We start from the raw sequence: 24,348 nt of genomic DNA, 5'->3' as shown, positions 1-24,348 counted from the left end.
GGTCAGCTCTCCCGGCGCGGCAGAGCCAGCACGTCCTTGAAGAACTGCAGGTTCTGCAGCAGCGGCCGCAGGTCGCCCTCCAGGGCGGCGGCGCCGCGCTTGGTCAGCGCGAACAGGTCGTGCCAGCCCGGCCGCGGGACCGGCCGCCAATGCTCCAGCCATGCCTCTTCGGTCGCGCGAACGGTGAAAGTCGAGGAGCGCATCAGGCGCGCGCCGCGCTCGAAGGCCGACAGCGCGCCGTCGCGGAAGGCGAGATGAAAGGGCTCGCCGCCGACCTCGACGCGGCAATCCGTGGTGAGCCAGCGCCCGCGGCGTGCAAGGTCGTCGTCGACAGAGAGAAGGCCGGGGAGGCGCGCGAAGCGATCGGCGGCGGTCATTCCTGCAGAATGTACTCGATCGTCGATCCGTCGAAAGCCTGGAATGTCGAGCGCACCCAGCGGCCGCGGTCGTCGAACCACTGGGTCATGCGCAGGTCGCCGCTGTAGGTGTAGCGCGTCGCCTCGACCGGACCGCCGGCGGTGCGCACGGTTTCGCGCGGGCCGGCCACGATGCGAGGCCGCACGAGTCTGCCGTGCTGGGTGTGCAGCAGCGCGGCCTGGCCGACCTGCCGGACGTTCCACAGCGACGTCGGCAGCGTCGAGGCCGGCAGGGTTGCGCGGTCCGTGCCGGCCGCCGCGAATCCGTCGAACTGGGCGGCCGCCGTGCCGCTGTCCGCGGGTTGCTGGCGCGCCACAACCAGCCCCTCCGCCGTGCGCCGGGCATGGACGGCGAAGCGCTTGCCGTTGTTGTCGGTCGCGGTCGTGAGCTGCTGGAGCCGGTCGCCCTCCCAGACCTCGTGCGAGTCGTGCACCAGGCGATAGGCGGTGACGCCCAGCACCCTGACCTCGACGCGCACCCTGGCCGTCACCACGCGCCGCGGCCCGTCGCGCTCGAAACGCAGGACGTGACTGCCGATCGGCACGCCATCGCGCAGAATCGAATAGGCGGTGAGCGGCGCGTAGGGAAGATCCTCGGCGGCGGCGGCCTGCTGTTGCGCCCGCGCATCCGCGGTCGCCAGCATCGTGGTCATGGCGAGGACGGCCAGAATTGCGTGCATCGCTCCCGCATCCCGGCCGACGCGGGAGCAGGCGGTCAGACGACCCGCTCGGCCCGAAGTTTCTCGATAACGGCAGGCTCGTAGCCGAGTTCCCGCAGGATCTGGTCGGTGTGCTCGCCGAGTTTCGGCGCGCGGCGGCGGATGGTGAGCGGCGTGCGCGAGAGGCGCACCGGCTCCTGCAGCACCGGCACCGGCTTGGCCGCGCCGGGATAGTCCATCTTGTGGAAGAAACCGGCCTCGCGCACGTGCGGGTCGTCGAGCGCCTGTTGCGGCGTGTAGACCGGCCCCGCCGGGATGCGGTTGGCCTCGAGTTCGGCCAGCGCCTCGGCGACGGTCCGGCCGCCGCACCATTTCTGCATGATCGCCGACAGCGCCTCGCCGTTGTCGCCGCGCGCGAGGTCGTCCTTGAAGCGCGGATCGTTGGCGAGCCCTTCGTCGCCCATCAGCCTGCACCAGCGCACGAACAGCGGCTGGCCGATGGTCATGGCGTAGATCCAGCCGTCCCTGCACTTGAAGGTGTCCGAGGGGCCGGCGGTGAAGCCGCGATTGAGGGTGGCGGCACGGTCGAGGCCGAGCATGGCCTGCTCGATCAGGTGTCCGTTGCTGATGTTGATGGCGGTGCGCAGCAGCGCCGTCTCGACCTTCTGGCCCTTGCCGCTCCTCGCGCGGTCCATCAGGGCGGCCAGCACGCCCACCGTGCCGAGCAACGCCGAGCTGAAATCGACGTAGGGGGCGTTGGCGCGCGTCGGCACCTTGCCGTCGCCCGAGAGATGCATCGCGCCCGACATCGCCTGGCCGATCGTGTCGAAGCCGACCCGGGTGGCGTAGGGGCCCTCCGAGCCGAAGGTCGAGTTGGTGGCGAGGATGATGCGCGGGTTGATCGCCGAGATGGTCTCGTAGTCGATGCCCATCTTCCTGAGATCTTCGTAGGGCAGGTTGGCGATCACCACGTCGGACACCGCGACCAGCTTGCCGACGATCTCGCGGCCGGCGGGCTTCACCGGGTTGAGCGTCATGCCGAGCTTGTTGCGGCCCATCTGGAGGAACATGGCGCCTTCACCGCCCTCGGCGACGGGCGTCACCCAGCGGTCCTCGCTGCCCTCCAGTTTCTCGATGCGGATGACCTCGGCGCCGAGGTCGCCCAGCATGGTGCCGCAGAACGGCCCGGCGATGTACCGGCCGAAATCGAGAACGCGAATTCCCTCGAGCACACCCGCCATGATCGTTCCGCTCCTCCCTGCGCAGGCTCGCCGCGCGGGGCCTCACGCCGTCGCGGGGCGACGCGTGCAGAACCAGGCCACGGCGAGCGCGGGCAAAGATACCGCAACCGCCGCCGCCGTCATCTCCAAAGGCGACAGCGGCATCAGGCCGCCACCCGGCGCGGCGAACATCAGGCCGCCGACCATCCACGCGGCGCGAACCGGCCATTCCATCGGGCCGCACCGTCGGGTATCGCCGATGCCACCGAGATATCCCTGCAATCCCCCGCACAGCAGCGTCACGCCGGCGATCGCCGTCACGAAGTGTCCGAGGAAGTCGAGGAACTCGCCTTGCAGCACGAGCGACGGGTTGAGGATGAAGAAGCACGGCACGAAATAGATGATGGTGCCGAAGCGCATCGCCTGCAGGCCGGTTTCGATCGGATTGGCCTTGGCGACCGACGCGGCGGCGAAGGCCGCCAGCGCGACCGGCGGGGTGATGAACGAGACCATGCCCCAGTACATGATGAACATGTGCACGGCGAGCGGATTGAGCCCGGCCTGGATCAGGCTGGGCGCCAGCAGCACCGCGAGAAAGATGTAGCAGGCGGTGATGGTCATCCCCATGCCGAGGATGAAGGCGGTCAGGGCGCCCATGACGATCAGCAACAGCGGCTGGTCGCCCGCGATGTAGAGCAGTTCGGTCGTCAAGGTGCCGGTCAGGCCGGTCAGCGAGAAGGCGCCGACCAGCAGGCCGATACCGGCCAGGATGGCGACCAGTTCGACGAACACCCGCCCGTTGCCCTCGATGAAGCCGCGCAGCTCGGCCCAGCCCCAGCGCTTTTCCGAGAACAGCTGGTTGAGGATCAGCAGCAGGCCGGTGGCCAGCCACGGCGCCCAGTTCTCCCGCTTCATCACCAGGAGCAGGACGACGAGCAGGATGATGACGAAGATGAAGTACCAGCCCTTGCGGAACACCTCGCCGAGCTTCGGCATCTCCTCGCGTGGCATGCCCACCATGCGGTGGCGGCCGGCGTAGTAGTCGATCTGCATGAACAGCGCGAAGAAATAGAGAGCGGCCGGCACGGCGGCGGCGAGCGCGACCTCCGCATAGGAGATGTTGAGGAACTCCGCCATGACGAAGGCGGTGGCGCCCATCACCGGTGGCGCCAGGACGGCTCCCGTCGAGGCGCAGGCTTCGATCGCGCCGGCCTGGGCCGGCCTGAAGCCGGTCTTCTTCATCGCCGGAATGGTCATCGTGCCGGTGGTCAGCACGTTGGAGATCACGCTGCCACTCATCGAGCCGAGCAGGCCCGACGAGAAGATCGCGACCTTGGCGGCGCCGCCGCGGAAGGTGCCGCACAAGGCGAAGGCGAGATTGATGAAAAATGCGCCGGCGCCGCTGTACTGCAGCGCGATGCCGAAGATCAGGAAGCCGATGACCAGTTCGGCGAAGGCGCGCATCGGGATGCCGAGCACACTCTCACGGGAGAAGATGTGGTAGGCTGCGGTGTCGAGCAGGTCGACGGACGACGCGGTCAGGGGCGCCGGCATGCTGCCGGCGAACAGGGGGAACAGCGAGAAGAACCCCATGATCGCGAACAGCACGAAACCGCCGGCCCGGCGCAGCGCCTCGAGCACGAGCGCCCACATCGCGACCGCTCCCCACATGATCCAGGGCGGCGCCATCGACGAGGCGCTGTACTCCCAGCCTTCCGCCGCCGAGGCCCGCGCCGTCGCGATCAGCACGATGGCGATGGCCGAGGTGAGGAGGAAGAGCAGCACGTCGTAAAATGGTACGCGATCGACGTGCAGTCCGGGCTTGATCGGATAGAGAATGAACGCCAGCGGCAGAAGGACCAGCACCAGCCCCCAATAGTACTCCGTGTCCAGCAGCGTGAACCCGATGAAGAAGCGGAGCGTGAACTGCTGGTTGAAGCACAGCACTATGGCGACGGTCGTCCAGGCGAGCAGGACGACCAGCCAGAAGGTCGGAAGACGTCTGGTCCGGGGGCCCTCCGAACCAGACGTCTCCCCCGCGGATTGATCCGACATGCCGCTGAGTCCGTTTGGTTACTCGAACACCGGGTCCAGGCCGGCCTTCACGAGTGCCGCCTTGCGCGCGGCCATCCAGGCCTTGGCGAAGGCGTCCTTGTCGGCCGGCGGGTTGGCCTTGTTGAAATCGGCCCATGCGGTGGCGAGCGTGGCCTGCCGCTTGAGAAGCATGTCGTTGTGCTTCTGCGCTGCATCGGTCCAGGCGCCCGCCTCCTTGAGGGCCTTCACCGTGCCGGGATGGTACGGCAGCACCCAGTCCAGGATCTGGCGCTTGACCTCCAGGCCGTCGGCACCCGGCGCACCGGACTTGTAGTCCGGATAGTCGACGATCATCGCCTTGGCGATGTTGTAGATCAGATCCTCCGGCTGCGAGGCGTAGGCCATGAAGATCGGATAGGGGTAGGACGGCAGTTCGAGCGCGTTGGTCGCGCTCAGGCCGCCCGCGCCGCAGGTCGTCTTGTGCGGATAGAAGTAGGGCCCGAGCTTGCGCATGCGCTCCCAACCGGCCTTGTCGGACGCCGGCGTCTGCGGCATCACCACGCCGCGCGGCGAGGCCTCGAGCTCACGCACCTGGCCGGTGATGGTCGAAGCGATCGCGGCGTCGACTTCGTTGTTCATCATGCCCTTCCACATGGCGCCGAAGCTCGAGAACTCGACCAGCTTGACGTCGTCCTTGGTCAGGCCGCCGAACGCGATGATGGCGAAGGCGTTCTGGTTGAGCGCCGGCGAGCCGACGACGATGCCGATGCGCTTGCCCTTGAGATCCTTGAATTCCTTGACGCCGGTGTCCTTGGCGACGTTCAGCGTGATGCCGTTGCACGAAACCGCCGAGAGCAGCAGCTGGAGCGGCTGCGGCCCCCAGTCCTTGGTGGCGAACTCGAAGATGCCTTCGGAGGCGAAGTAGCCGCCGATGCCCATCGCCGAGGCCTGGGCGCGGCCGGCCTTGAGCGGCGAGAGGCGCGCAATGTCGTTGCCGGCGGGCAGCACACGCAGGTCGCTCTGGTGCTTCTCCTTCATCACCTTGCCGATGGCCACGGCGATGTTGAAGCCGGACGTACCGGTGTCGTAGGCGGTCATCGTCAGCGACGGCGGTAGCTTGACATTCTGGGCGGCGACGCCGCCGGCCGCCAGGGTGGCCGCCAGGGCGAGGGTGCTGGCAACCATCGTTCTGCGAATCATGTCGGATCCTCCCGGATGAGTGACCCAGTCGCCGACACCGATGCGCGGACGCAACCAAGAAACAGCCGTTGGCCCTTCCCGAACCTCGGCTGACCCGTGAGCAATATCGACGCGATGCGCTCGACGCACCCGTGGACGTAAACTCCCTTGCCTCCCGCGACAGTTGGCCCGCCGACTGGTTGGCGCAATCTTGAACGGCCTGGACGACGGAGTCTAGTCGCCGCGGGCCGCCAATTCCGCGCGCGAATCAGTCGAAGAATGTGTTCGGCTTGAGGAAGACGGCGAGCATCAGGCAGCCTTCGTCGCTCCACGCCTCGTGGCGGCTGCCGGCCCGGCGCCACACGTAGTTGCCGGCCGTGCAGACCCCGGCGTGATCGGCGAAGGATCCTTCGAGCACGTAGGTCTGTTCGATCGCGACGTGCTCGTGCCGCGGCAAGTGCGTGCCCGGCGCCCAGCGCATCAGGACGGTCGACATTCCGCTCGCCGGATTCTCCATCAGCGTCTTGGCCTCGATGCCGGGAAAGCGCGTCTTCTGCCAGGGGATCGACGGGACATCGACGTAGGTCGAGTCGGGGGTCGAGTCGGGGGTCGAGTCGGAAACGGGCGTCTCGGCGTTCATGCTGCCTCCCTTCGTGCGGCGCGTTGCCTGGCCGCCTTCAACGTGCCGCCGCGCATCACGTGTCCGGGCAGCGGCCGGCCGACGACCTCCTCGGCGATTCGGGCGACCTCGATCAGCTTGTCGAGGTCGAGCCCCGTCGCGATGCCCATCTCCTCGCACATGAAGGCGAAGTCCTCGGTGCAGATGTTGCCGACCGCACCGTCGGTGGCGGCGAACGGGCAGCCGCCGAGGCCGGCGATCGACGAATCAAACCGGGTCACGCCGAGGCGCAATCCGGCGTAGGCGGCGGCCATGCCGATGCCGCGCGTGTCGTGCAGGTGGAGCGCGATCTCGAGCTCGGGCCACTTGTCGCGAATGGCGCCGATCAGGCGCTCGACCGACTGCGGCGTCGCCCAGCCCATGGCGTCGGTCAGCTTGATGCCCTTGAGGCGGAAGCCGGCGAGCTCGGCCTCGTCGAGCGCGAGCTGGACGCGTTGCAGGACGAGCTCGGTCGAAAGCTCGCCCTCGTAGTTGCAGCCGAAGGCGCCGAGGATGATGCCCCATTCGACCGGCATGCCGCGGTCCTTGAAGGTCTTCAACGACATGCGCTGCTCGACCATGGCGTCGGGCACCGACTTGCCGATGTTCTTGCGCGAGAAGGTGTCGGACGCCGTGACGCGCACGCCGCCGTCGACATGCAGCGGCCCGCGCAGCGCGCGCTCGAGGCCCTGCTGGTTGAGCCACAGCGCGGCATACTCGACGCCGGGCTTCTGACGGATGCGCGCGGCCACTTCCTCGGCGTCGGCCATGGTCGGCACGCGTCTGGGATTGACGTAGGAGACGCAGGCGATGTGCCTGAGCCCGGTCTCGGCCAGCGCCTCGATGAGGCGCACCTTGTCGGCGACCGGGATCGCCTTCTTCTCCGACTGAAAGCCCTCGCGCGGGCCTTCCTCGGCAATCTCCACACGCTTTGGCAGGTCGGCCACGGGGCTTGCTCCTTCTCGGTCAGCCTTCCTCCTGGAAAGCCTCCTTGCGCGCCTTCTTGATGCTCGGCAGGGCCATCAACACCAGCAACAGCGAGGTCGTGATCAAGAGCCCCAGACTGATGGGGCGCTCCACGAACACCGCCGGATCGCCGCGCGACAACAGCATGGCGCGCCGGAAATACTCCTCCATCTGCGGCCCCAGCACCAGCCCCAGCAGGAAGGGTGCGCCCTCGCAGCTCAGCCGGGCAAAGATGTAGCCGAGCACGCCGAAGATCGCGACCTGGAAGACGTGGAAGGTGCTGTTCTGCAGGCTGTAGGCACCGATGCAGCAGAACAGCAGGATGGCGGGCGCCAGGAAACGGTAGGGCACCGTCAGAAGCTTCACCCACAGGCCGATCATCGGCAGGTTGATGATGACCAGCATCAGGTTGCCGATCCACATCGAGGCGATCATGCCCCAGAACAGGTCCGGCTTCTTGGTCATGACCTCGGGGCCGGGCTGGATGCCCTGGATGATCATCGCGCCCACCATCAGCGCCATCACCGCGTTCGACGGGATGCCGAGCGTGAGCATGGGGATGAACGAGGTCTGCGCCGCCGCGTTGTTGGCCGCTTCTGGCGAGGCGACGCCCTCGACGGCGCCCTTGCCGAATTCCTCGGGGTGCTTGGAGATGCGCTTCTCGAGCGTGTAGGAGGAGAAGGCGCCCAGGGTCGGGCCGCCGCCCGGCAGCACGCCGAGCGCCGCCCCCAGCATCGTGCCGCGCAACACCGCGGGAACGGAGCGTCTCGCCTCTTCGCGGGTCGGCCACAACGACGTCACCTTGATCGTGCCGGCGGTACGCGACAGGCGGCGTTCGATGTTGACCACGATTTCAGCGATGCCGAACAGGCCCATGGCGATGGGCGCGAAGTCGATGCCGTCGCTGAGCTCCGGAATGTCGAAGGTGAAGCGCTGGGCGCCCGTATTGACGTCGGTGCCGACCAGGCCGAACAGCAGCCCGAGGAAGACCATGGCGATCGCCTTGAGCACCGAACCGCTCGCCAGCACCACCGCGGCCACGAGCCCGAGCGCCATCAGCGAGCAATAGTCGGCCGGGCCGAATTTCTGCGCCATTTGCGTCAGCGGTTCGGCGAACAGCACGATCAGCATCGTGCCGAACGTGCCGGCAAAGAAGGAGCCGACGGCCGAGATCGACAAGGCCGCGCCGGCGCGGCCCTTGCGCGCCATCTGGTAGCCGTCGAGGCAGGTCACGACCGAGGACGCCTCGCCGGGCAGATTCACCAGGATGGACGTGGTCGAGCCGCCATACTGGGCGCCGTAGTAGATGCCGGCGAGCATGATCAGCGAAGCGGTCGGCGGCAGGTGGAAGGTGATTGGCAGCAGCATGGCGATGGTCGCCACCGGTCCGATGCCGGGAAGCACGCCGATCAGGGTGCCGAGCAGGCAGCCGACCAGGGCGTAGAACAGGTGTTGCCAGGTGACGGCGACGCTCAGTCCGAGTGCGAGGTTGTCGAGGAGTTCCACGTCACCAAACTCCCCGGATGATCGAGATGTTCATGCCGAGACCGACCTTGAAGACGACCACACAGAGGACGGCGAGCACGACCATGTTGGCGATCACCTCTTTCAGCTTGAATTCCTGACCGGCCAGTGAGGCGATGCCGATCAGCACGACCAGCGCCGGCAGCAGCCCGGCGCGCTCGAACAGCAGGCCGAAGCAGATCACGCCGAGCGTCACGATGCCGATCGGGCGCAGCCGCGGCTTCTCGGTCGGCTCGCCGCCGGAGACGAGGGCGACGACGCAGATCAACCCGCCCAGCCCGATGAGGATGAAGGAAAGCATCCGCGGCACGTAGCCCGGGCCCATGCGGACCGCCGTACCCAGTGCCAGCTTCTGGCCGAAATAGAGTGCCAACAGCCCGAAAAGGATGAACAGCAGACCGGACAGGAAATCCTTGCTCAGAAATCGACTCAAAGATGCCTCCCCCGACACCAACAGTCCGTCTAGTTCTTGGGCCCCGAACCTCCGGGAGCCGGTACCCGCATATCTACGCGAACACCTTATAGTCCCATTTCGCGGCCCAACTCACAGCCGCAACAGCAGTCGCACCGCAATGGCGCCCAGGCACAAGGCGAACGCCCTTCGCAATAGCACGATTGGAGCGCGGGCCGACCAGCGTGCGGCCATGGGCGCGACAAAGAGCGCAGGCAAACATAGCGCCGCCACGCAAGACAAGGCGACATGGCCGAGCGTGGCGGGCGGACGACCCGGCGCATCGAGGCCGATCACGACGAAGGCAATGGTCGCCGCCGAGGCGACGCGCCCATGCGCCCGCTGGAGACAAAAAGGGGGAGAAATTCACTGGAGAAGGGCCTCGTCCGCGTTGTTGCATGGGCGGAAACGGGCGAGCAAACTCCCGGCCAATGTGAACGACCGTTCAGGGGTGAAGAGTGGCACGAAAGGGCGCGGACTACATCGGCACGATGGAGGTGCAGGAGAAGCATCGCTTCGACGAGAAGCGGCTCGAGCGCTTCATGGCCGAGCGCGTCGAGGGCTTCACGCCGCCGGTCCGCGCCGAACAGTTCAAAGGCGGCCAATCCAACCCGACCTATCGCCTGACGGACGGCGCGGAGCGGCGCTACGTGCTCAGGCGCAAGCCGCCCGGCAAGCTCCTGCCGTCGGCCCATGCCGTCGACCGCGAGTTCCGCGTCATCTCGGCGCTCAACCGGACCAATGTGCCGACCCCCAGGGCCTATGCGCTGTGCGAGGACGACGGTGTCGTGGGCACGGCGTTCTACATCATGGAATATTGTGACGGCCGCGTGCTGTGGGACCCCCTGCTGCCGGATCTGCCGAAGGAGGGCCGCCGCGCCGTCTACGAGGCCAAGTTCGAGACGCTCGCCCGCCTGCATGCCGTCGACTACGCCGCCCTGGGGCTCGCCGACTTCGGCCGTCCCGGCAGCTACGTGGCGCGCCAGATCTCGCGCTGGGGCAAGCAGTACAAGGCCTCCGAGACCGAGGCGATCGAGGCGATGGACCGGCTGCTCGACTGGCTGCCCGCCCACTTGCCGGCCAACGACGAGACCGTCCTGGTCCATGGCGACTATCGGCTCGACAACATGGTGTTCCATGCCAGCGAGCCGCGCGTGCTCGGCATCATCGACTGGGAGATCTCGACCCTCGGCGATCCTCTCGCCGAACTCTCCTATCTCTGCATGCTATGGCGCACGCCGATGGATTGGGGCGGGCTGCACGGCCACGACCTCGCCGCCCTCGGCCTGCCGACCGAGCAGGAGATGGTCGCCTACTATTGCGGCCTGTCGAAGCGTGCGGTGCCCGAGCCCGCCGTCTGGGAATTCTACATGGCCTACAATCTCTTCCGCGTGTCCTGCATCCGCCAGGGCGTCTATGCCCGCGCGCTCGACGGCACGGCGTCGAACGTGCGCGCCGCCGAATCGGGCAAGCTCGTCCGGCCGGCGGCGGAACTGGGGTGGAGCCTGGTCGAGCGCATGGTCGGGGCGGCGCGATGAGCAAGCGCAAGCCGCTCAAGGTCGCCGCGGAAACGCCCGCCGATCGCGACCACCGGCCGCCGGTCGAGGCGATCCGCGCCGCCGCATTCGCGCAATTCGCCGAGCGCGGCTATCCCGTCGTGACGGTACGCGACATCATGAAGGCCTGCGGCCTCACCCAGGGCGCGCTCTACAATCACTTCAAGTCGAAGGACGAGCTGCTGCACGACATCATCACGTCGACGCAGGCCGAGCTCGAGCGCTTGTGCCAGAAGGCGGTGGCCGACGCCGGCGACGACCCGCGCGCGAAGCTCGCCGCCTTCGTCGGCGTCTATGTCGTCCGGCATTGCCGCCTGCGGATCGAGGCACTGGTGGCGAACCGCGAGATCGGCTGGCTCGACGGCGCGAGGGTGGCCGACATACGCCGCAGCCGGCGCGCCATCCGCGACATCGTCGTCGCGATCCTGCGGCAGGGCATGGAGAGTGGCGTGTTCTCGCCGCCGCAGGTCGAGGGCCGCGCCGATCTGAAGGCGATCGCCATGGCGATGCTCGACCAATGGACCCATGTGTCGATGTGGTATCTTCCCGGCGGTCCGATGAAGGAAGAGCAGATGGCCAGGCTCTACGCCGAGATGGCGCTGCGTTCGGTCGGGGCGCGGGCGTGAAGGCGCTCGCCTCCGCCTCGCTCCTCGCCGGTCTGTTGCTCTCGGGATGCGCGCAGGAACCGCCGTCGCCGCCGACTTCAGCGGCGCCGGCGACGCCGGCGATGCACGGCGCGTCCATCCCGGCCGATCGCTGGCGCGTGGTGCTGGTGGCGGGCGACAACAACAGCCCCGCCTTCGACAACGGCGTCGTCTCGCTGCGCGACAAGCTCGCGGCGAGCGGCGTGCGCGACATCCGTCTCTATTCTTCCAACGCGACGCGGGTGGGCGCGACCCAGCTCGCCAACGCCACCAACCTGCGTGCAGGCCTGCGCGGCCACGATGGCGAGGCGTGCCTTGCCTTCGTCACCAGCCACGGCGAGCGCACCGGCGTCTACCTGCGGCCGGACAACCGGCTGTTCCCTCCTTCCGCGCTCGACCAGGCACTGACCGAAGGCTGCGGCGACCGGCCGACCGTCTTGATCGTCTCGGCCTGCCACAGCGGCACCTTCATCAACACGCAGACGCGCAGGCCCAACCGGGTCATCCTGACGGCGGCGGCAACGGAGCGCGTGAGCTTCGGCTGCGGCGCCGGCGACCAGTACACCTATTACGATCGCTGTCTGCTGCGGAACTACGACACCGCGACCACCTGGCGTGAACTGGCCGCGTCGACGCGCTCCTGTGTCGAAGCCACCGAGCGCGAGCTGGGCGTGCGCCGTTCGTCGCTGCCGCAAACCTTCGTCGGCAGCGCGGTCGCCGAGCTGCGCCTGCCGGGCCGATAGAGAGTCAGATTCGCGCGTGAGGCCGGAATCGGGGGGTCGAATCGCCCTCCGATGCAGATGCCATCGGCATCGGACGGAATCCATCGACCCGATTAGGTCCTCGAGGGCGCGTCGAGGTAAAATGCGCGCATGAGCACCCTGACCACACCCGGCCGCGAGGGCCGTGCGGGATTTCCCGTATCGACGTTCTGTTTCGCCAATCGCCCGCCGACCCGTCCTCCCGACACGTGACCGGAGGTTTGCGCAGTTCCCGCAGTTTGCGCAACGCATTCCGGCAGAGAGCAGGCACACCACCCTGAGGGCGTCTCGAGCGGGTGCTCGCGACGTCGATTGTCCGGCGACACCCCGCCGGAGGTTTCCGAGGTTTCCGAGATCGATTTCCGCGATTTGCGCGATTTCCGCGACGGGGTGCGCCCCAAAAGTGAGACAGGGAAACTCCGGCAACTCCGGCCGGCGTTTTTGCTCGTGTGCATGCGGTCTTTCCGATCGGCCGGCAACGACAGGCGGTGCGAGGTGATCCGGCCGAACCCGCGCTATCCGCCGATCACCGCGACGAAATCGCAGGTCAGGTGACTTGGGTGATTGGCGGGCAGGGCGAGGGTGTGGCGCGCCGGACGCGCATTCTCGTCGGGAAACATCTTCGTCCATTCGCCGTTCAGCGCCGTGCGGCCCGTGGCAGGATCCTTGACCCAGAAATTGACCTTGAGGATGTCCTCGACCGTGCCGCCGGCGGCCTCGACGCAGAGCCTGAGCTGCTTGAAGACGTTGACGATCTGTCCCTCGAGGTCGGGCGGCGCCTTGCCGGTCTCGGGGTCGCGGCCGCTGATCACGCTCGACATGACGATGTTGCCGATGCGGCTGGCGCAGGGAATGGGGTTCTCGTGCTTGAAGCCCGGATAGTTGATGCTCTTGCGTTTGGCCATGGTTTCCTCCGCTGCTTGTCGGATAGCATGCCGCCAACAAGGAGGAAACGATGGCGCTGGTGACCTACGAGCGCGATGGCCCGATCGTCACTCTGACGCTCAACCGGCCGGAGAAGCTCAACGCCTTCAGCGACGAGTTGGTCGGCGTGCTGGGCGAGGCGCTGCACCGCTTCGACACCGACGACGAGGCGCATATCGCCATCCTGTGCGGCGCGGGCCGCGCCTTCTCGAGCGGCGCCGACGTGCACCAGCGCCAGCTCCGCAGCCGCGAGGAGTTCCTCAAGCTCGGCGGGCCGCAGGGCAGGGGCACGCACTCGGCCGACCTGCTGACCAAGGCGGTGAACTGGAAGCCGGTCATCGCCGCGCCGCACGGCTATGTGCTCGGCCTGTCGGTCGGCATCGTGCTGGAGTGCGACCTGATCGTCGCCGAGGAAGGCACGCGCTTCCAGGTCACCGAGACGTCGCGCGGCCTGGGCGCCGGCAAGTACTGGGCGCTGATGCACTATCGCGGCGGCGGTGCCTTCACCATGGAGGCGGCATTGACCGGCCGCTTCTTCACCGCCGAGGAGGCGTTCCAGGCCAACCTGATCAACCGCGTGGCGCCCAAGGGCAGGTATCTCGACGTGGCGCGCGAGCTTGCCGGGCAGGTGATCGCCAACCCGCCGCTCTCCGTGCGCTCGACCGTGCGCATGCGGCGCCACTACATGGACAAGCTCAGCCGCGAGGTCATGTTCATGGGCGCGCCGGAGAAGCTCTACCTTTCCGAGGATTTTCAGGAAGCCGCGCGCGCCTTCGCCGAGAAGCGCAAGCCGCGCGCCTTCAAGGGGCGCTAGCCATGAAGAACAGCAGCGAGCGCATCGTCACCAGCCACGCCGGCAGCCTGCCGCGCCCGGACGACCTGATCGAGGCCAACGCCCAGCGTGAGGCCGGCAAGGTCGACGAAGCGGGGTTCCAGAAGAAACTCACCGCGTCGGTGACCGAGGTCGTGCGGCGCCAGGTCGAGGCCGGCATCACCGTGCCGGGCGACGGCGAGTACGGCAAGTCGATGGGCCACAAGATCAACTACCGCGCTTGGTGGAGCTATTCCTTCTCGCGGCTCGCCAACCTGCAGGTCAAGGGACTCGGCCTTTACGACATGCCGGCGCGCCGTTCGAGTGCCGACAACACCGTGCTGTCGAGCTTCGCCGACCGGCGCGACCGTCAGCGCTTCGCCGCCGCCTATTCCGACCCCGATTCGGGCGTTTCGACCGGGCCGCGCGCGCACGACTGGCCGTTCTGCGTCGGGCCGATCGCCTACACCGGGCACAAGGCGATCGCCGCCGACATCGCCAACTTCAAGGCCGCACTCGCGGCCGCGAAGGTGAGCGAGGGCTTCATGACCTCGATCGGGCCGGCGAGCTGCGCGCGCATCGGCAACGAGCACTACAAGAGTGACGAGGAGTTCGTCTTCGCCTGCGCTGACGCCATGCGCGAGGAATACAAGGCGATCGTCGATGCCGGGCTCGTGCTGCAGATCGACGACCCGGCGATCGCCGAGAATTTCGACCAGATCAACCCCGAGCCGACGCCGGAGGCGTACCGCAAGTTCACCATGCCCCGGATCGAGGCGCTCAACCATGCGCTGAAGGGCCTGCCGAAGGATCGCATCCGCTTCCATCTCTGCTGGGGGAGCTGGCACGGCCCGCACACCACCGACATCCCGATGAAGGAGATCGTCGGCCTGATGCTGAAGATCGACGCCGGCGCCTATTCCTTCGAGGCCGGCAACGTACGCCACGAGCACGAATGGGCGGTGTGGCAGGACACCAGGCTGCCCGACGACCGGCTGATCCTGCCCGGCGTGGTGAGCCACGCCACCAACGTGGTCGAGCATCCCGAACTGGTGGCCGAGCGCATCGGCCGCTTCGCCAGGCTGGTCGGCCGCGAGCGCGTCATCGCCTCGACCGACTGCGGCCTCGGCGGCCGCGTCCATCGCGACATCGCCTGGGCCAAGCTCGAGTCCCTGGCGCAGGGCGCCGCGCTCGCCAGCAGGCAGCTCTGGTGATCAATCTCCGCAGGACACGCCGACCAGCCGCTCGGCCATCTCGCGCAGCCGGGCGCGCTGGATCTTGAAGCCGTTGGCCGACGGCGTCTTGGGGAAGTCGTCGACCGCGAAGACGCGCAACGGCACCTTGTAGTTGGCGAGGCCCTGCCGGCAGTGGGTGATGACGGCCGCCTCGTCGAGCGCCGCGCCGGGCTTCAGGACGACGAACGAGACGGCGCGCACGCCCTCGGGACGGGGCAGAGCGATGGTCTGGCAGTCGGCGATGCCCGGCGCCTTCTGGACGTGGGTTTCGATCTCGAGCGGGTTGACCAGGAAGCCCGAGAGCCGCAGCACGTCGCCCATGCGGGCGAGGAAGGCGAAGCCGCCATGCTCGTCGAGCGCGGCGAGATCTCCGGTACGCACGTAGCCATCGGCCATCACCGCGTCGGCCGTCGCCTTGTCGTTGCCGAAGTAGCCGACCATCAGCGACGGGCCGGCGCACTCCAGCGCGCCCGGCCGGCCGACGCCCAGCAGTTCGCCGCTGTCGGGATCGCGCACGCGCACATGGGCGAACGGCGACACCGGCAGGCCACCGCCCGTCTTGCGACGCGCCACCGCGGAGTCGGGCGGCTGGCGGGCATAGAGCGCCTGCACCTCGCTCATGCCGTAGAGGCCGCACAGCCGCAGCCCGCGCGCCTCGGCGCGCTCGGCGATGTCCTCGAGCGAGGCGTTGAAGTTGGCGTAGCCGGCCCATCGGATCGACGGGAACGGCCGCTCGCCCGGCACCGTCTCGAGCAGGCGGGCGTACAGGTCGTCGCTGCCGAACATCGTGGTCGGGCGATGGCGCTCGATCAGGCGGGCGATCTCTTCGATCTCGTAGGACTCGACCAGCACGCACGGCCGGCCGGCGGCGAGCGTGGCCAGCGTCTGGTTGAAGCCGAACACGCCGCACAGCGGCATGATGCTGAGCGACAGCGTGTCAGGCGCCGCGAAGCCGAACACCCGCGCGACCTGCTGGGCATGGCCGGCGATGGCGCCCTGACGGTGCAGGACGAACTTGGGCGCGCTGGTCGTGCCCGACGTCGTGAAGATGTTGCACGGCGCCTTCGCGCTCGCATGGTTGACGCCGAGGCGCGGTCGCGAGCACAGGCGGTCGAAGGGCACGCGTCGCAGCCGCTCGATGGCGGGCGGCGCGGCGGCCGCCTCGTCGCCGACGATGACGACGGCGGCGAGCGCATCGAGCGCCGCCGGCTCGACCTGCGACAGGATCGAGAGGAAGTCGATGCGGCGGAAGCCCGGCGCGCAGGCCAGCACCCTGGCGCCGGAGCGGCCGACGATGTCGGCGACCTCGACGGCGCGGAAGCGGGTGTTGACCGCGACCGCGATGGCGCCGAGCCGCGCGCAGGCGAAGTAGAGGATGGGATAAGCCGGCACGTTGGGCAGCCACAACGCCACGCGATCGCCGGGACCGACGCCGAGATCGGCGAGGCCCTGCGCCGCCCGTGCCGCCGTCTCGACCAGCCGGCCGAAGGAGATGTTCCCGTCCGCGTGGAGGAATGCGGGAGCGTCGGGAGTCTGCTCGGCGATATCGGCGAGCAAGCTCCAAACGTCGGCGGCGGGATGGGCGAGCGGCATGCGACACCGACCCTAGCGCAGCGGCGGCTACTGGGTGAAGCCGAGCAGGCGTGGCAGGAACAGGATGAGGTCGGGGATGAAGGCGATGAGAAGCAGCGTCAGGACGATCGCGACGATGAAGGGCAACAGCGGCTTCATCAGCTTTTCCATCGGCAGGCCGCTGATTGCCATGCCGACGAACAGACACAGCCCGACCGGCGGCGTGATGTGGCCGATCGCCGAGGCGATGACGCAGATCATCCCGAAATGGATCGGATGCACGCCGACCGCCTGGGCCACCGGCAACAGAACCGGCACCGTGACCAGGATGATCTCGGACGGCGTCAGGAAAGTGCCCAGCATGATGTAGAGCAGGATGATGAGGATGACGAACACCCACCAGGCCGGCGTCATCGCAGCGATCGCGCTCGCCACCACGAACGGGAACTTCGAGTAGGTGAGGACCCAGCCGAAGGCGCCGACGAAGCCGATGATCATGCCGATCACGCCCGACAGGCGGGCGCTGTCGGCGAAGATCTTGGGCAGCTCCCTGAGCGCCGGCTCGCGGTAGAAGATCGGCGGCACGACGAGGGCATAGACCACGGCCACCGCCGCCGCTTCGGTCGGCGTGAACCAGCCGACCAGGATGCCGCCCATGATGATGGCGGGGATGGCGAGCGCCGGCATGGCGTTGCGCAAGGCCGCCCAGAACTGCGGCAGTGTGGGCGGCGGCTCCTTCGGATAGTTGCGCTTGCGGGCGATGATGAACACCGGCACGGCCATGCCGATGCCGATCAGCAGTCCGGGGATGACGCCGGCGGCGAACATCGCCGCCACCGATTCGTCGGCCATCCAGGCATAAATGACGGCGATGATGGAGGGCGGTATGATCGGCGCCACCACTGCGGTCGCCACGGTGAGGGCGGTGGCGAAGTCCCTGTCGTAGCCCTTGCGCACCATCTGCGGCACCAGGAAGGTGCCGAGCGCCGACACGTCGGCCACCGCCGAGCCCGAGATGCCGCCGAAGAACATGCTGTCGAGCACGTTGACGTAGGCCAGCCCGCCCCTGAACCGGCCCACCAGCACGGTCGCGAAATCGATCAGCACGCGCGCCACGCCGCCGCGCGCGGCGATGTTGCCGGCCAGGATGAACAGCGGCGCCGACAGCAGCAGGTAGGAATCGGAGACCAGGCCGACGAAGCGCGTCGGGATGATGATGGGATTGAGCGCCGGATAGAAGAACGCCGCCGTCAGCGCGCCCATGCCCATGGCGATGCTGATCGGCATGCCGATCAGAAGACAGACGACGAAGGCGATCAGGAGGACTTCGGCCACACGCGCCTCGCGGCGAGGTAGATGTTGCGCACCATCGGCACGATCATCATCGCGCCGCCGACCGGCACCGCGGCGAACACCCAGTCGAGGGTGAGGCCGAGGCCGGCGCTGGTCTGGAGCGCGGCGTTCGGCACCAGCTTAACGCTGAGCCACATCAGGTAGCCGAACAGGAAGATGCCGAGCAGGTTGACCAGGATGGCGAATGCCGCGCGAAGGCGCGGCCCGAAGCGGTTGACGAAGTAGTCGAGCGCGGTGTGCTCGTTGCGCCACATCGCCGCCGCGGCGCCGAACATGATCAGCCAGACGAACAGGTAGCGCGGGATCTCCTCGAGCCCGTCGATGCCGGTGAGGCCGAAATAGCGCAACACGACCTGCACGAAGACGGCCGCCGTCATGACGGCCAGGATCAGGCCGCCGAAATAGCCGAGGCCGTCATAGATGCGGGCACCGGCGGAGGGAGGGCGACCGCCGTCCTCCTTCCTGTCCCCGCCGCCGCTGGAGTCTTCCGCCACCGGCGCGACGGCCTACTTTACGCTCATGATGTAGTCGACCATCTTCTTGGCGTCCTTGCCGGCGGGCGTGACGTAGAAGTCGGCATAGACGCTCTCGGTCGCCTTGAGGAACGGCGCCGGGTCGGGCTTGGTGATGGTGACGCCCTTGGCCTTCACCAGATCCTGGATCTGCTTGTCCTCGTCGAGGATGAACTGGCGGTTGAAGGTGCGGGCGGCCGCCCAGGCGTCCATGACGGCCTTCTGGCCGGCCGGATCGAGCTTGCCCCACGACGCCTTGGACATGATGAGCGCCACCGCCTGGTGGGTGTGGCGCACGTCGGCCACGTACTTGACGACGTCGTAGAACTTGTTGTGGTAGAAGGTGTTCACGCCGCCCTCGGCGAAATCGATCACCTTGGTCTGCAGCGCCGTCGCGACCTCGGGGAAGGCGATCGGCGTGGAGATCATGCCGAGCGCCTTGAAGGTGGCGACCAGGATCTTGTCCTCCTGCACGCGCACCTTCTTGCCCTTGATGTCGGCCATGCCGTTGATCGGGTAGTGGCCGTAGATGCCGCGATAGCCGGCGGCGATGAAGCCGATCAGCTTCAGGCCCTTCTTGTCGAGCACCGCGTCGTAGTACTTGGTGAGCGTGTCGGTGCCGTCGAGAGCCTTGAAGACGTGATCGTAGTCGCGAAAGATGTAGGGCAGCTGGAACACCGACATCTCCGGTACCGCGCCGGAAAGCGGCGCGGTCGTGATCGGCCCGAAGTCGACGGCGCCGAGCTGGATCTGCTGCACGACCTCGCGCTCGCCGCCGAGGGCGCCCGAATGGTGGTGCACGATCTTGATCTTGCCGCCCGACAGCTCGGCCACCTTGTCGATGAAGACCTGGGAGGTCTGCGACGTGCCGTGCTTGGGCGGATTGACGTTGCCCATGGTCAGGTCCTTGCCCTGGGCGAACGCCGCACCGGCGGCCAGTGTGGCGCCGGCGAAGAACAACAGGCCGGCTGGCAGCAGCCGCCGCAAATTCGTGGCGATCATTTGTCGGTTTCCTCCGGAGCTCCTCGGTCACTCTCGCGGTGACGCGTTCGATTCACTTCCGCAGCATGACACGACGGGCGGGAAGGTCGCTACCGCATTCACGCAGGGGTGCTAGGGTCGGGCGGCGCGCCGGCAGGGCACGGGACTTGCTGGCCGTCCCGTCGGGAGTAAGGGGAATCGCCGATGCTTCGTCGTCGTCTACTTGCCGCTCCGCTCGTTCTTGCCGCCGCGCCGGCTCCTGCCCAGCAGCCATGGACGCCCAGGCAGGCCATCAAGATCCTGGTCGGCTACGCGCCGGGCGGCACCGCCGACATCACCGCCCGGCTCGCCGCCGACACCCTGCAGCGCCAGCACGGCTACACGGTGATCGTCGACAACAAGACCGGCGCGGGCGGCTTCATCGCGCTGAAGCAGGTCGGCCAGTCGGCGCCCGACGGCTACACCGTCGGCATCGGCATCATGGGCCAGCTCGCCGTCGGGCCGGTCGTTCCCGGCTCCAACATCCCGCTCGACCTCGACAAGGAACTGGTGCCGGTCGCCAACCTGGTCGGTGTGCCGATGGCGCTGATCGTGCGCATGGAGGCGCCGTTCAGGACCATTCCCGAACTCGTCGCCTACGCCAGGTCCAATCCCGGCAAGGTGACTTATGCCTCGACCGGCCTCGGCTCGACGAACCAGCTCGCCGCGGAGTTCCTGGCGGCCGAGTCGGGCGGCCTGAAGCTCACGCACGTGCCCTATCGCGGCGGCGCGCCGGCCATCGCCGATGTCGCGGCCGGCAACGTCGACCTGTTCTTCGCCAACGTCTCGGAGATCATGGGCCAGGTGCGCGGCGGCAGGGTGAGGGCCCTCGCGCTGGCGGCGACCCAGCCCTCGCCGCTGGCGCCCGAGCTGCCGCTGCTGACCAGGGACATTCCGGCGCTCAACATCAACAACTGGTTCGGCCTGGTCGGGCCGGCGGCGCTTCCCGCCGACATCAAGGCGGCGCTGGCCAAGCTGTTCATCGGCGCCATCGCCGATCCCGCCAACAAGCCGAAGCTCGACGCGCAGGGCCTGATCTCGCTCGCGCAGGGGCCCGAGGCGTTCGCCGCCTACATCAGGCAGGACCGCGAGCGCTGGGCCAAGGTCGTCAAGGCGGGGAACATCAAGGCGGAATGAGCACGGCACCTCTTTCTCTCGGCATCGACATCGGCGGCACCTTCACCGACCTCGTCATCCACGATCCGCGCGACGGCCGCGCCGTCATCTGGAAGGAGAGCACCACGCCCGACGATCCGGCGCGCGGCGCGATGGAAGGGACGCGGCGCGTCCTGGCGAAGGCCGGCGCCGCGCCCGAGCAGATCGGCCGCGTCGTGCATGCGACCACGCTCTTCACCAACGCGCTCATCGAGCGCAAGGGAGCGAAGACCGGGCTGCTGACGACGGCTGGCTTCCGCGACGTGCTGGAGATCGGCCGCGAGCGCAAGTACGAGCTCTACGACCTGTTCATCGAGATGCCCAGGCCGCTGGTGCCGCGGCCGTGGCGGCGCGAGGCGAGGGAGCGGCTGGCGCCGGACGGCAGCGTCGAGATCGCGATCGAGATCGAGGCGGCGCTGGCCGAGGTCGCCGAGCTGGTGAAGGACGGCGTCGAAAGCCTCGCCATCTGCTTCCTGCACGCCTACGCCAATCCGGCGCACGAGCGCGCGATCGGCGCCGCGGTGGCCGAGCGCTTCCAGAATCTCTCGATTTCGCTCTCGTCCGACATCGCCCCGGAAATCCGCGAGTATCTGCGCGCCAGCACGACGGTCGCCAATGCCTACGTGCGGCCGCTGGCCGAAATCTATCTCGAGCGGCTCGAGCAGGCGCTGCGCGCCGAAGGCATTCCGGGCGGCCTGTTCCTGATGCTGTCCAACGGCGGCCTCACGCATGTCAGCGAAGCCAAGCGCGCGCCGGTGCAGCTCCTGGAAAGCGGCCCGGCGGCCGGCGCGCTGGCCGGTGCCTGGTTCGGCAGGAACGCGGGACTCGATCGCGTGCTCGCCTTCGACATGGGCGGCACGACCGCCAAGCTCGCGCTGGTCGACGACGGCGAGCCGCTGGTCGCCTACGGCTTCGAGGCGGCGCGCGAGAAGCGCTTCCTGCGCGGCTCTGGATTGCCGATCCAGATCGCCACCGTCGAGCTGATCGAGATCGGCGCCGGCGGCGGCTCGATCGCGCACAAGTCGGAACTCGGCACGCTCAATGTCGGCCCCGAGAGCAGCGGCGCTCAGCCCGGCCCCGCCTGCTACGGCCGCGGTGGCACGGAGGCGACGGTGACTGACGCCGACCTGACGCTGGGTTATCTCAACGCCGACTTCTTCCTGGGCGGCGCCATGAAGATCGACCGCGTCGCGACCGACACGGCGTTCGGCAAGCTCGCGAAGGATCTCGGCGTGGCGCCGGATCGCGCCGCCTTCGGCGTGCACGACGTGGTCAACGAGAACATGGCGGGTGCCGCCCGCGTCGCCATCGCCGAGCGCGGCCGCATTCCCGCCGAATACGCGCTGCTCGCGACCGGCGGCGCCGGACCGGTCCATGCCTGGCATGTCGCGCGCAAGCTCGGCGTCAAGCGCGTCGTCTGCCCGCCGGGCGCGGGGGCGGGCAGCACCATCGGCATGCTGATGGCGCCGGCGCGCGTCGATCGCGTGCAGAGCTTCAACCAGCCGCTGGCCGGCGCCGACCTGACGGCGGCCGACAGGGTGTTCGCCGATCTCGAGAAGGAGTCGCTGGAGGTGCTGCGCCTGACCGGTGCGGACGTCGGCGCGCGTGCGGCGCGGCGGCTGGCCGACATGCGCTACATCGGCCAGGGCAGCGAGGTCACGGTCGTCATGCCAGAAACGTCAGGAGGGTCCCTGACCGAATCAGGCGTGCGCGCCGAGTTCGAGAAGGCCTACAAGGCGCTGTTTGCGCGCACGCCGCCCGGTGCCGCGATCCAGTTCGTCGCGCTGCGGCTGTCGCTCGCCGCGCCCATGCCCGGGACCGGCGGCAAGCTCGAGCTGCCGCGGCCCGGCGCGGCGCGGGCCGAGAAGGGCACGCGGCCGGTGTTCTTTCCGGACGAGAACAAGACGGTGCAGACGAAGGTGTGGGACCGCTATGCGCTGAAGCCCGGCACCGAGATCGCCGGACCGGCGGTGTTCGAGGAGGACGAGAGCACCTTCATCGTCGGTCCCGGCGCCAAGGCGCGCCTGCTGGCCGATGGGTCGATTTTGGCGGAGGTGACGTGATGGCGCGCACGTTCGATCCGATTGAACTGGAACTCCTGTGGCGGCGCCTGATCTCCATGGTCGACGAGGCGGCGGCGGCGATGGTGCGCACCTCGTTCTCGACCCTGGTGCGCGAGAGCTACGACTTCTCCTGCGTCATCACCGACGCCGCCGGGCAATCGCTGGTGCAGGCGTCGGAGAGCATCCCGAGCTTCATCGGCACCCTGCCCGAGACGGTGAAGCACTTCCTGCGCGCCTTTCCGCCCGACAAGCTCGAGCCCGGCGACGTGCTGATCACCAACGACATCTGGCTCGGGACCGGCCATCTGCCCGACGTCACCATGGCCAAGCCGATCTTCCGGGACGGCAGGCTGGTCGCCTTTAGCGCAACGACGGCCCATGCGCCCGATATAGGCGGCAAGATCAGGAGCCCCGAGCCGCGCGAGGTGTTCGAGGAGGGGCTGCAGATCCCGCCCATGAAGTTCATCGCCGCCGGCCGGACCGACGAGACCTTGGTCACCATCATCCGCAAGAACGTGCGCACGCCCGACCAGACGATGGGCGATCTGTGGGCGCAGGTGGTGGCGCTCGACCTGATGGAAGACCGGCTGCGCGTGCTGATGGAGAGCTACGGGCTCGCCGACCTCACCGATCTGGCGCGCGAGATCCAGGGCCGCTGCGAGACGGCGATGCGCGCCGCCATCCGCGCGCTGCCCGACGGCGTTTACAAGAGCGAGCTCAAGACCGACGGCCTGATGGAGACCCCCATCACCTTGAAGATGAAGCTCACCGTGAAGGGCGACGAGATCGAGATGGATTTCGCCGGCACCGACTCCCAGGTCGATCGCGCCATCAACTGTGCCCTCTGCTACACCAACGCCATGGCGATGTACGGGGTCAAGGTCTGCACCAGCCCCAATCTGCCCAACAACGAGGGCGCCTGGCAGCCGATCAAACTCGAGGCGCCGCCGGGCTGCATCGTCAATCCGCAGTTCCCCGCGCCGGGCGGCTCGCGCATGCTGATCGGCCACTACGTGCCGATGCTGGTGTTCGGCTGCCTGGGCCAGATCGTGCCCGAGCGGGTGATGGCGGCCTGCGGCAGCCCGATGTGGGGCATGAACCAGTCGGGAGTCAGGGAAGGCGGCCGACCCTACGCCAACATGTTCTTCTACAACGGCGGCATGGGCGCCAATACGCAGCGCGACGGTGTCACCTGCCTCTCCTGGCCGTCGAACGTCAGCTCGACCTCGATCGAGATCAGCGAGCACATCGCGCCCTTGCGCTTCCATCACAAGAAGCTGCGGCCCGATAGCGGTGGCGCAGGGCGCCACAGGGGCGGGCTGGGACAGGAGATCCTGATCGAAAGCCGCAGCGACACGCCGATCGCCGTCTCGTTCCTCGCCGAGCGCACGATCTTCCCGGCCTTCGGCATCGAAGGCGGCAAGGACGGCGCGCCGGGCGAGCTGCGCATCAACGGCCAGAAGACCGACCCCAAGAAGCAGTATGTGCTCAACAAGGGCGACACCGTCTCCCTCGGCACGCCGGGCGGCGGCGGGCACGGCGATCCGTGCCAGCGCTCGGAGTCGGCGCTCGCGGCGGATGTCGCGGCGGGATATGTGACCAAGCCTGTGGGCTACGGCCGCTAGGTCCAGACTA

The 24,348-nt window shown here is 68.1% G+C and carries 22 protein-coding genes; 8 read left to right on the top strand and 14 right to left on the bottom strand.

Going from position 1 to position 24,348, the window contains the following annotated elements; genetic code table 11:
- Positions 1–2: 2 nt before the first annotated feature.
- The 9 genes from KIT25_15130 to KIT25_15090 form a co-directional block, all read right to left on the bottom strand.
- Positions 3–377, bottom strand: a complete 375-nt coding sequence (locus tag KIT25_15130; GenBank protein UYN93387.1) for a hypothetical protein — start codon at positions 375–377, stop codon at positions 3–5.
- Positions 374–1,096 (bottom strand): hypothetical protein, encoded by a 723-nt coding sequence (locus tag KIT25_15125; GenBank protein ID UYN93386.1) that lies wholly within the window; start codon positions 1,094–1,096, stop codon positions 374–376. Before KIT25_15125 ends, KIT25_15130 begins: the two co-directional genes overlap by 4 nt.
- 35 nt (positions 1,097–1,131) lie before the next feature.
- On the bottom strand, positions 1,132–2,316 hold the full coding sequence (locus tag KIT25_15120) for a CoA transferase (GenBank protein ID UYN93385.1): 1,185 nt from the start codon (positions 2,314–2,316) through the stop codon (positions 1,132–1,134).
- A 42-nt stretch (positions 2,317–2,358) separates the two neighbouring features.
- Entirely contained in the window at positions 2,359–4,350 is a 1,992-nt protein-coding gene (locus KIT25_15115) for a TRAP transporter fused permease subunit (GenBank protein ID UYN93384.1), read from the bottom strand.
- An 18-nt stretch (positions 4,351–4,368) separates the two neighbouring features.
- Positions 4,369–5,529 carry a TAXI family TRAP transporter solute-binding subunit gene (locus tag KIT25_15110; GenBank protein UYN93383.1) on the bottom strand — a complete coding sequence of 387 codons (1,161 nt, stop codon included), beginning with the start codon at positions 5,527–5,529 and terminating at the stop codon, positions 4,369–4,371.
- A 247-nt stretch (positions 5,530–5,776) separates the two neighbouring features.
- The gene (locus KIT25_15105; GenBank protein ID UYN93382.1) at positions 5,777–6,148 is read right to left on the bottom strand and encodes a cupin domain-containing protein; all 372 of its coding nucleotides are present in this window, start codon (positions 6,146–6,148) and stop codon (positions 5,777–5,779) included.
- On the bottom strand, positions 6,145–7,113 hold the full coding sequence (locus KIT25_15100) for a hydroxymethylglutaryl-CoA lyase (protein UYN93381.1): 969 nt from the start codon (positions 7,111–7,113) through the stop codon (positions 6,145–6,147). The genes KIT25_15105 and KIT25_15100 overlap by 4 nt, the downstream gene beginning before the upstream one ends.
- 19 nt (positions 7,114–7,132) lie before the next feature.
- On the bottom strand, positions 7,133–8,638 hold the full coding sequence (locus KIT25_15095; protein UYN93380.1) for a tripartite tricarboxylate transporter permease: 1,506 nt from the start codon (positions 8,636–8,638) through the stop codon (positions 7,133–7,135).
- Position 8,639: 1 nt separating this feature from the next.
- Positions 8,640–9,089: a tripartite tricarboxylate transporter TctB family protein gene (locus tag KIT25_15090; protein ID UYN93379.1), complete on the bottom strand. Its 450-nt coding sequence runs from the start codon at positions 9,087–9,089 to the stop codon at positions 8,640–8,642.
- A gap of 509 nt (positions 9,090–9,598) precedes the next feature.
- Between KIT25_15090 and KIT25_15085 the strand changes: the two genes are divergently transcribed.
- The 3 genes from KIT25_15085 to KIT25_15075 are packed head-to-tail and all read left to right on the top strand — an operon-like array spanning position 9,599 to position 12,050.
- Positions 9,599–10,645 carry a phosphotransferase gene (locus tag KIT25_15085; GenBank protein ID UYN97952.1) on the top strand — a complete coding sequence of 349 codons (1,047 nt, stop codon included), beginning with the start codon at positions 9,599–9,601 and terminating at the stop codon, positions 10,643–10,645.
- Positions 10,642–11,289 (top strand): TetR family transcriptional regulator, encoded by a 648-nt coding sequence (locus KIT25_15080; GenBank protein UYN93378.1) that lies wholly within the window; start codon positions 10,642–10,644, stop codon positions 11,287–11,289. The genes KIT25_15085 and KIT25_15080 overlap by 4 nt, the downstream gene beginning before the upstream one ends.
- Entirely contained in the window at positions 11,286–12,050 is a 765-nt protein-coding gene (locus KIT25_15075) for a hypothetical protein (protein UYN93377.1), read from the top strand. Before KIT25_15080 ends, KIT25_15075 begins: the two co-directional genes overlap by 4 nt.
- A 533-nt stretch (positions 12,051–12,583) precedes the next feature.
- Here KIT25_15075 and KIT25_15070 read toward each other — a convergent pair.
- The gene (locus KIT25_15070) at positions 12,584–12,973 is read right to left on the bottom strand and encodes a RidA family protein (GenBank protein UYN93376.1); all 390 of its coding nucleotides are present in this window, start codon (positions 12,971–12,973) and stop codon (positions 12,584–12,586) included.
- A 50-nt stretch (positions 12,974–13,023) separates the two neighbouring features.
- Here KIT25_15070 and KIT25_15065 point away from each other — a divergent pair, with 50 nt between their 5' ends.
- Together KIT25_15065 and KIT25_15060 are read left to right on the top strand one after the other, a co-directional pair.
- Positions 13,024–13,806: an enoyl-CoA hydratase/isomerase family protein gene (locus KIT25_15065; protein UYN93375.1), complete on the top strand. Its 783-nt coding sequence runs from the start codon at positions 13,024–13,026 to the stop codon at positions 13,804–13,806.
- A gap of 2 nt (positions 13,807–13,808) precedes the next feature.
- Entirely contained in the window at positions 13,809–15,017 is a 1,209-nt protein-coding gene (locus KIT25_15060; protein ID UYN93374.1) for a cobalamin-independent methionine synthase II family protein, read from the top strand.
- Here KIT25_15060 and KIT25_15055 read toward each other — a convergent pair whose 3' ends face one another.
- Genes KIT25_15055 through KIT25_15040 form a run of 4 tightly spaced genes read right to left on the bottom strand, consistent with a single transcriptional unit; the run spans position 15,018 to position 19,477 of the window.
- The gene (locus KIT25_15055; protein UYN93373.1) at positions 15,018–16,631 is read right to left on the bottom strand and encodes an AMP-binding protein; all 1,614 of its coding nucleotides are present in this window, start codon (positions 16,629–16,631) and stop codon (positions 15,018–15,020) included.
- A 27-nt stretch (positions 16,632–16,658) separates the two neighbouring features.
- Positions 16,659–17,945 (bottom strand): TRAP transporter large permease, encoded by a 1,287-nt coding sequence (locus KIT25_15050; protein ID UYN93372.1) that lies wholly within the window; start codon positions 17,943–17,945, stop codon positions 16,659–16,661.
- The gene (locus KIT25_15045; protein UYN93371.1) at positions 17,927–18,457 is read right to left on the bottom strand and encodes a TRAP transporter small permease; all 531 of its coding nucleotides are present in this window, start codon (positions 18,455–18,457) and stop codon (positions 17,927–17,929) included. The genes KIT25_15050 and KIT25_15045 overlap by 19 nt, the downstream gene beginning before the upstream one ends.
- A gap of 12 nt (positions 18,458–18,469) precedes the next feature.
- Positions 18,470–19,477: a TRAP transporter substrate-binding protein gene (locus KIT25_15040; protein UYN93370.1), complete on the bottom strand. Its 1,008-nt coding sequence runs from the start codon at positions 19,475–19,477 to the stop codon at positions 18,470–18,472.
- A 183-nt stretch (positions 19,478–19,660) separates the two neighbouring features.
- Here KIT25_15040 and KIT25_15035 point away from each other — a divergent pair, with 183 nt between their 5' ends.
- From KIT25_15035 to KIT25_15025, 3 genes are read left to right on the top strand one after another with little or no spacing between them, the layout of a single operon-like run.
- Positions 19,661–20,632 carry a tripartite tricarboxylate transporter substrate binding protein gene (locus KIT25_15035; protein ID UYN93369.1) on the top strand — a complete coding sequence of 324 codons (972 nt, stop codon included), beginning with the start codon at positions 19,661–19,663 and terminating at the stop codon, positions 20,630–20,632.
- Positions 20,629–22,713, top strand: a complete 2,085-nt coding sequence (locus tag KIT25_15030) for a hydantoinase/oxoprolinase family protein (GenBank protein UYN93368.1) — start codon at positions 20,629–20,631, stop codon at positions 22,711–22,713. The genes KIT25_15035 and KIT25_15030 overlap by 4 nt, the downstream gene beginning before the upstream one ends.
- Entirely contained in the window at positions 22,713–24,338 is a 1,626-nt protein-coding gene (locus KIT25_15025) for a hydantoinase B/oxoprolinase family protein (GenBank protein ID UYN93367.1), read from the top strand. The genes KIT25_15030 and KIT25_15025 overlap by 1 nt, the downstream gene beginning before the upstream one ends.
- Positions 24,339–24,348 lie beyond the last annotated feature (10 nt).

Source organism: Enhydrobacter sp. (assembly GCA_025808875.1).
Lineage (GTDB): Bacteria > Pseudomonadota > Alphaproteobacteria > Reyranellales > Reyranellaceae > Reyranella.
This window is presented reverse-complemented; position numbering and strand designations above follow the sequence as displayed.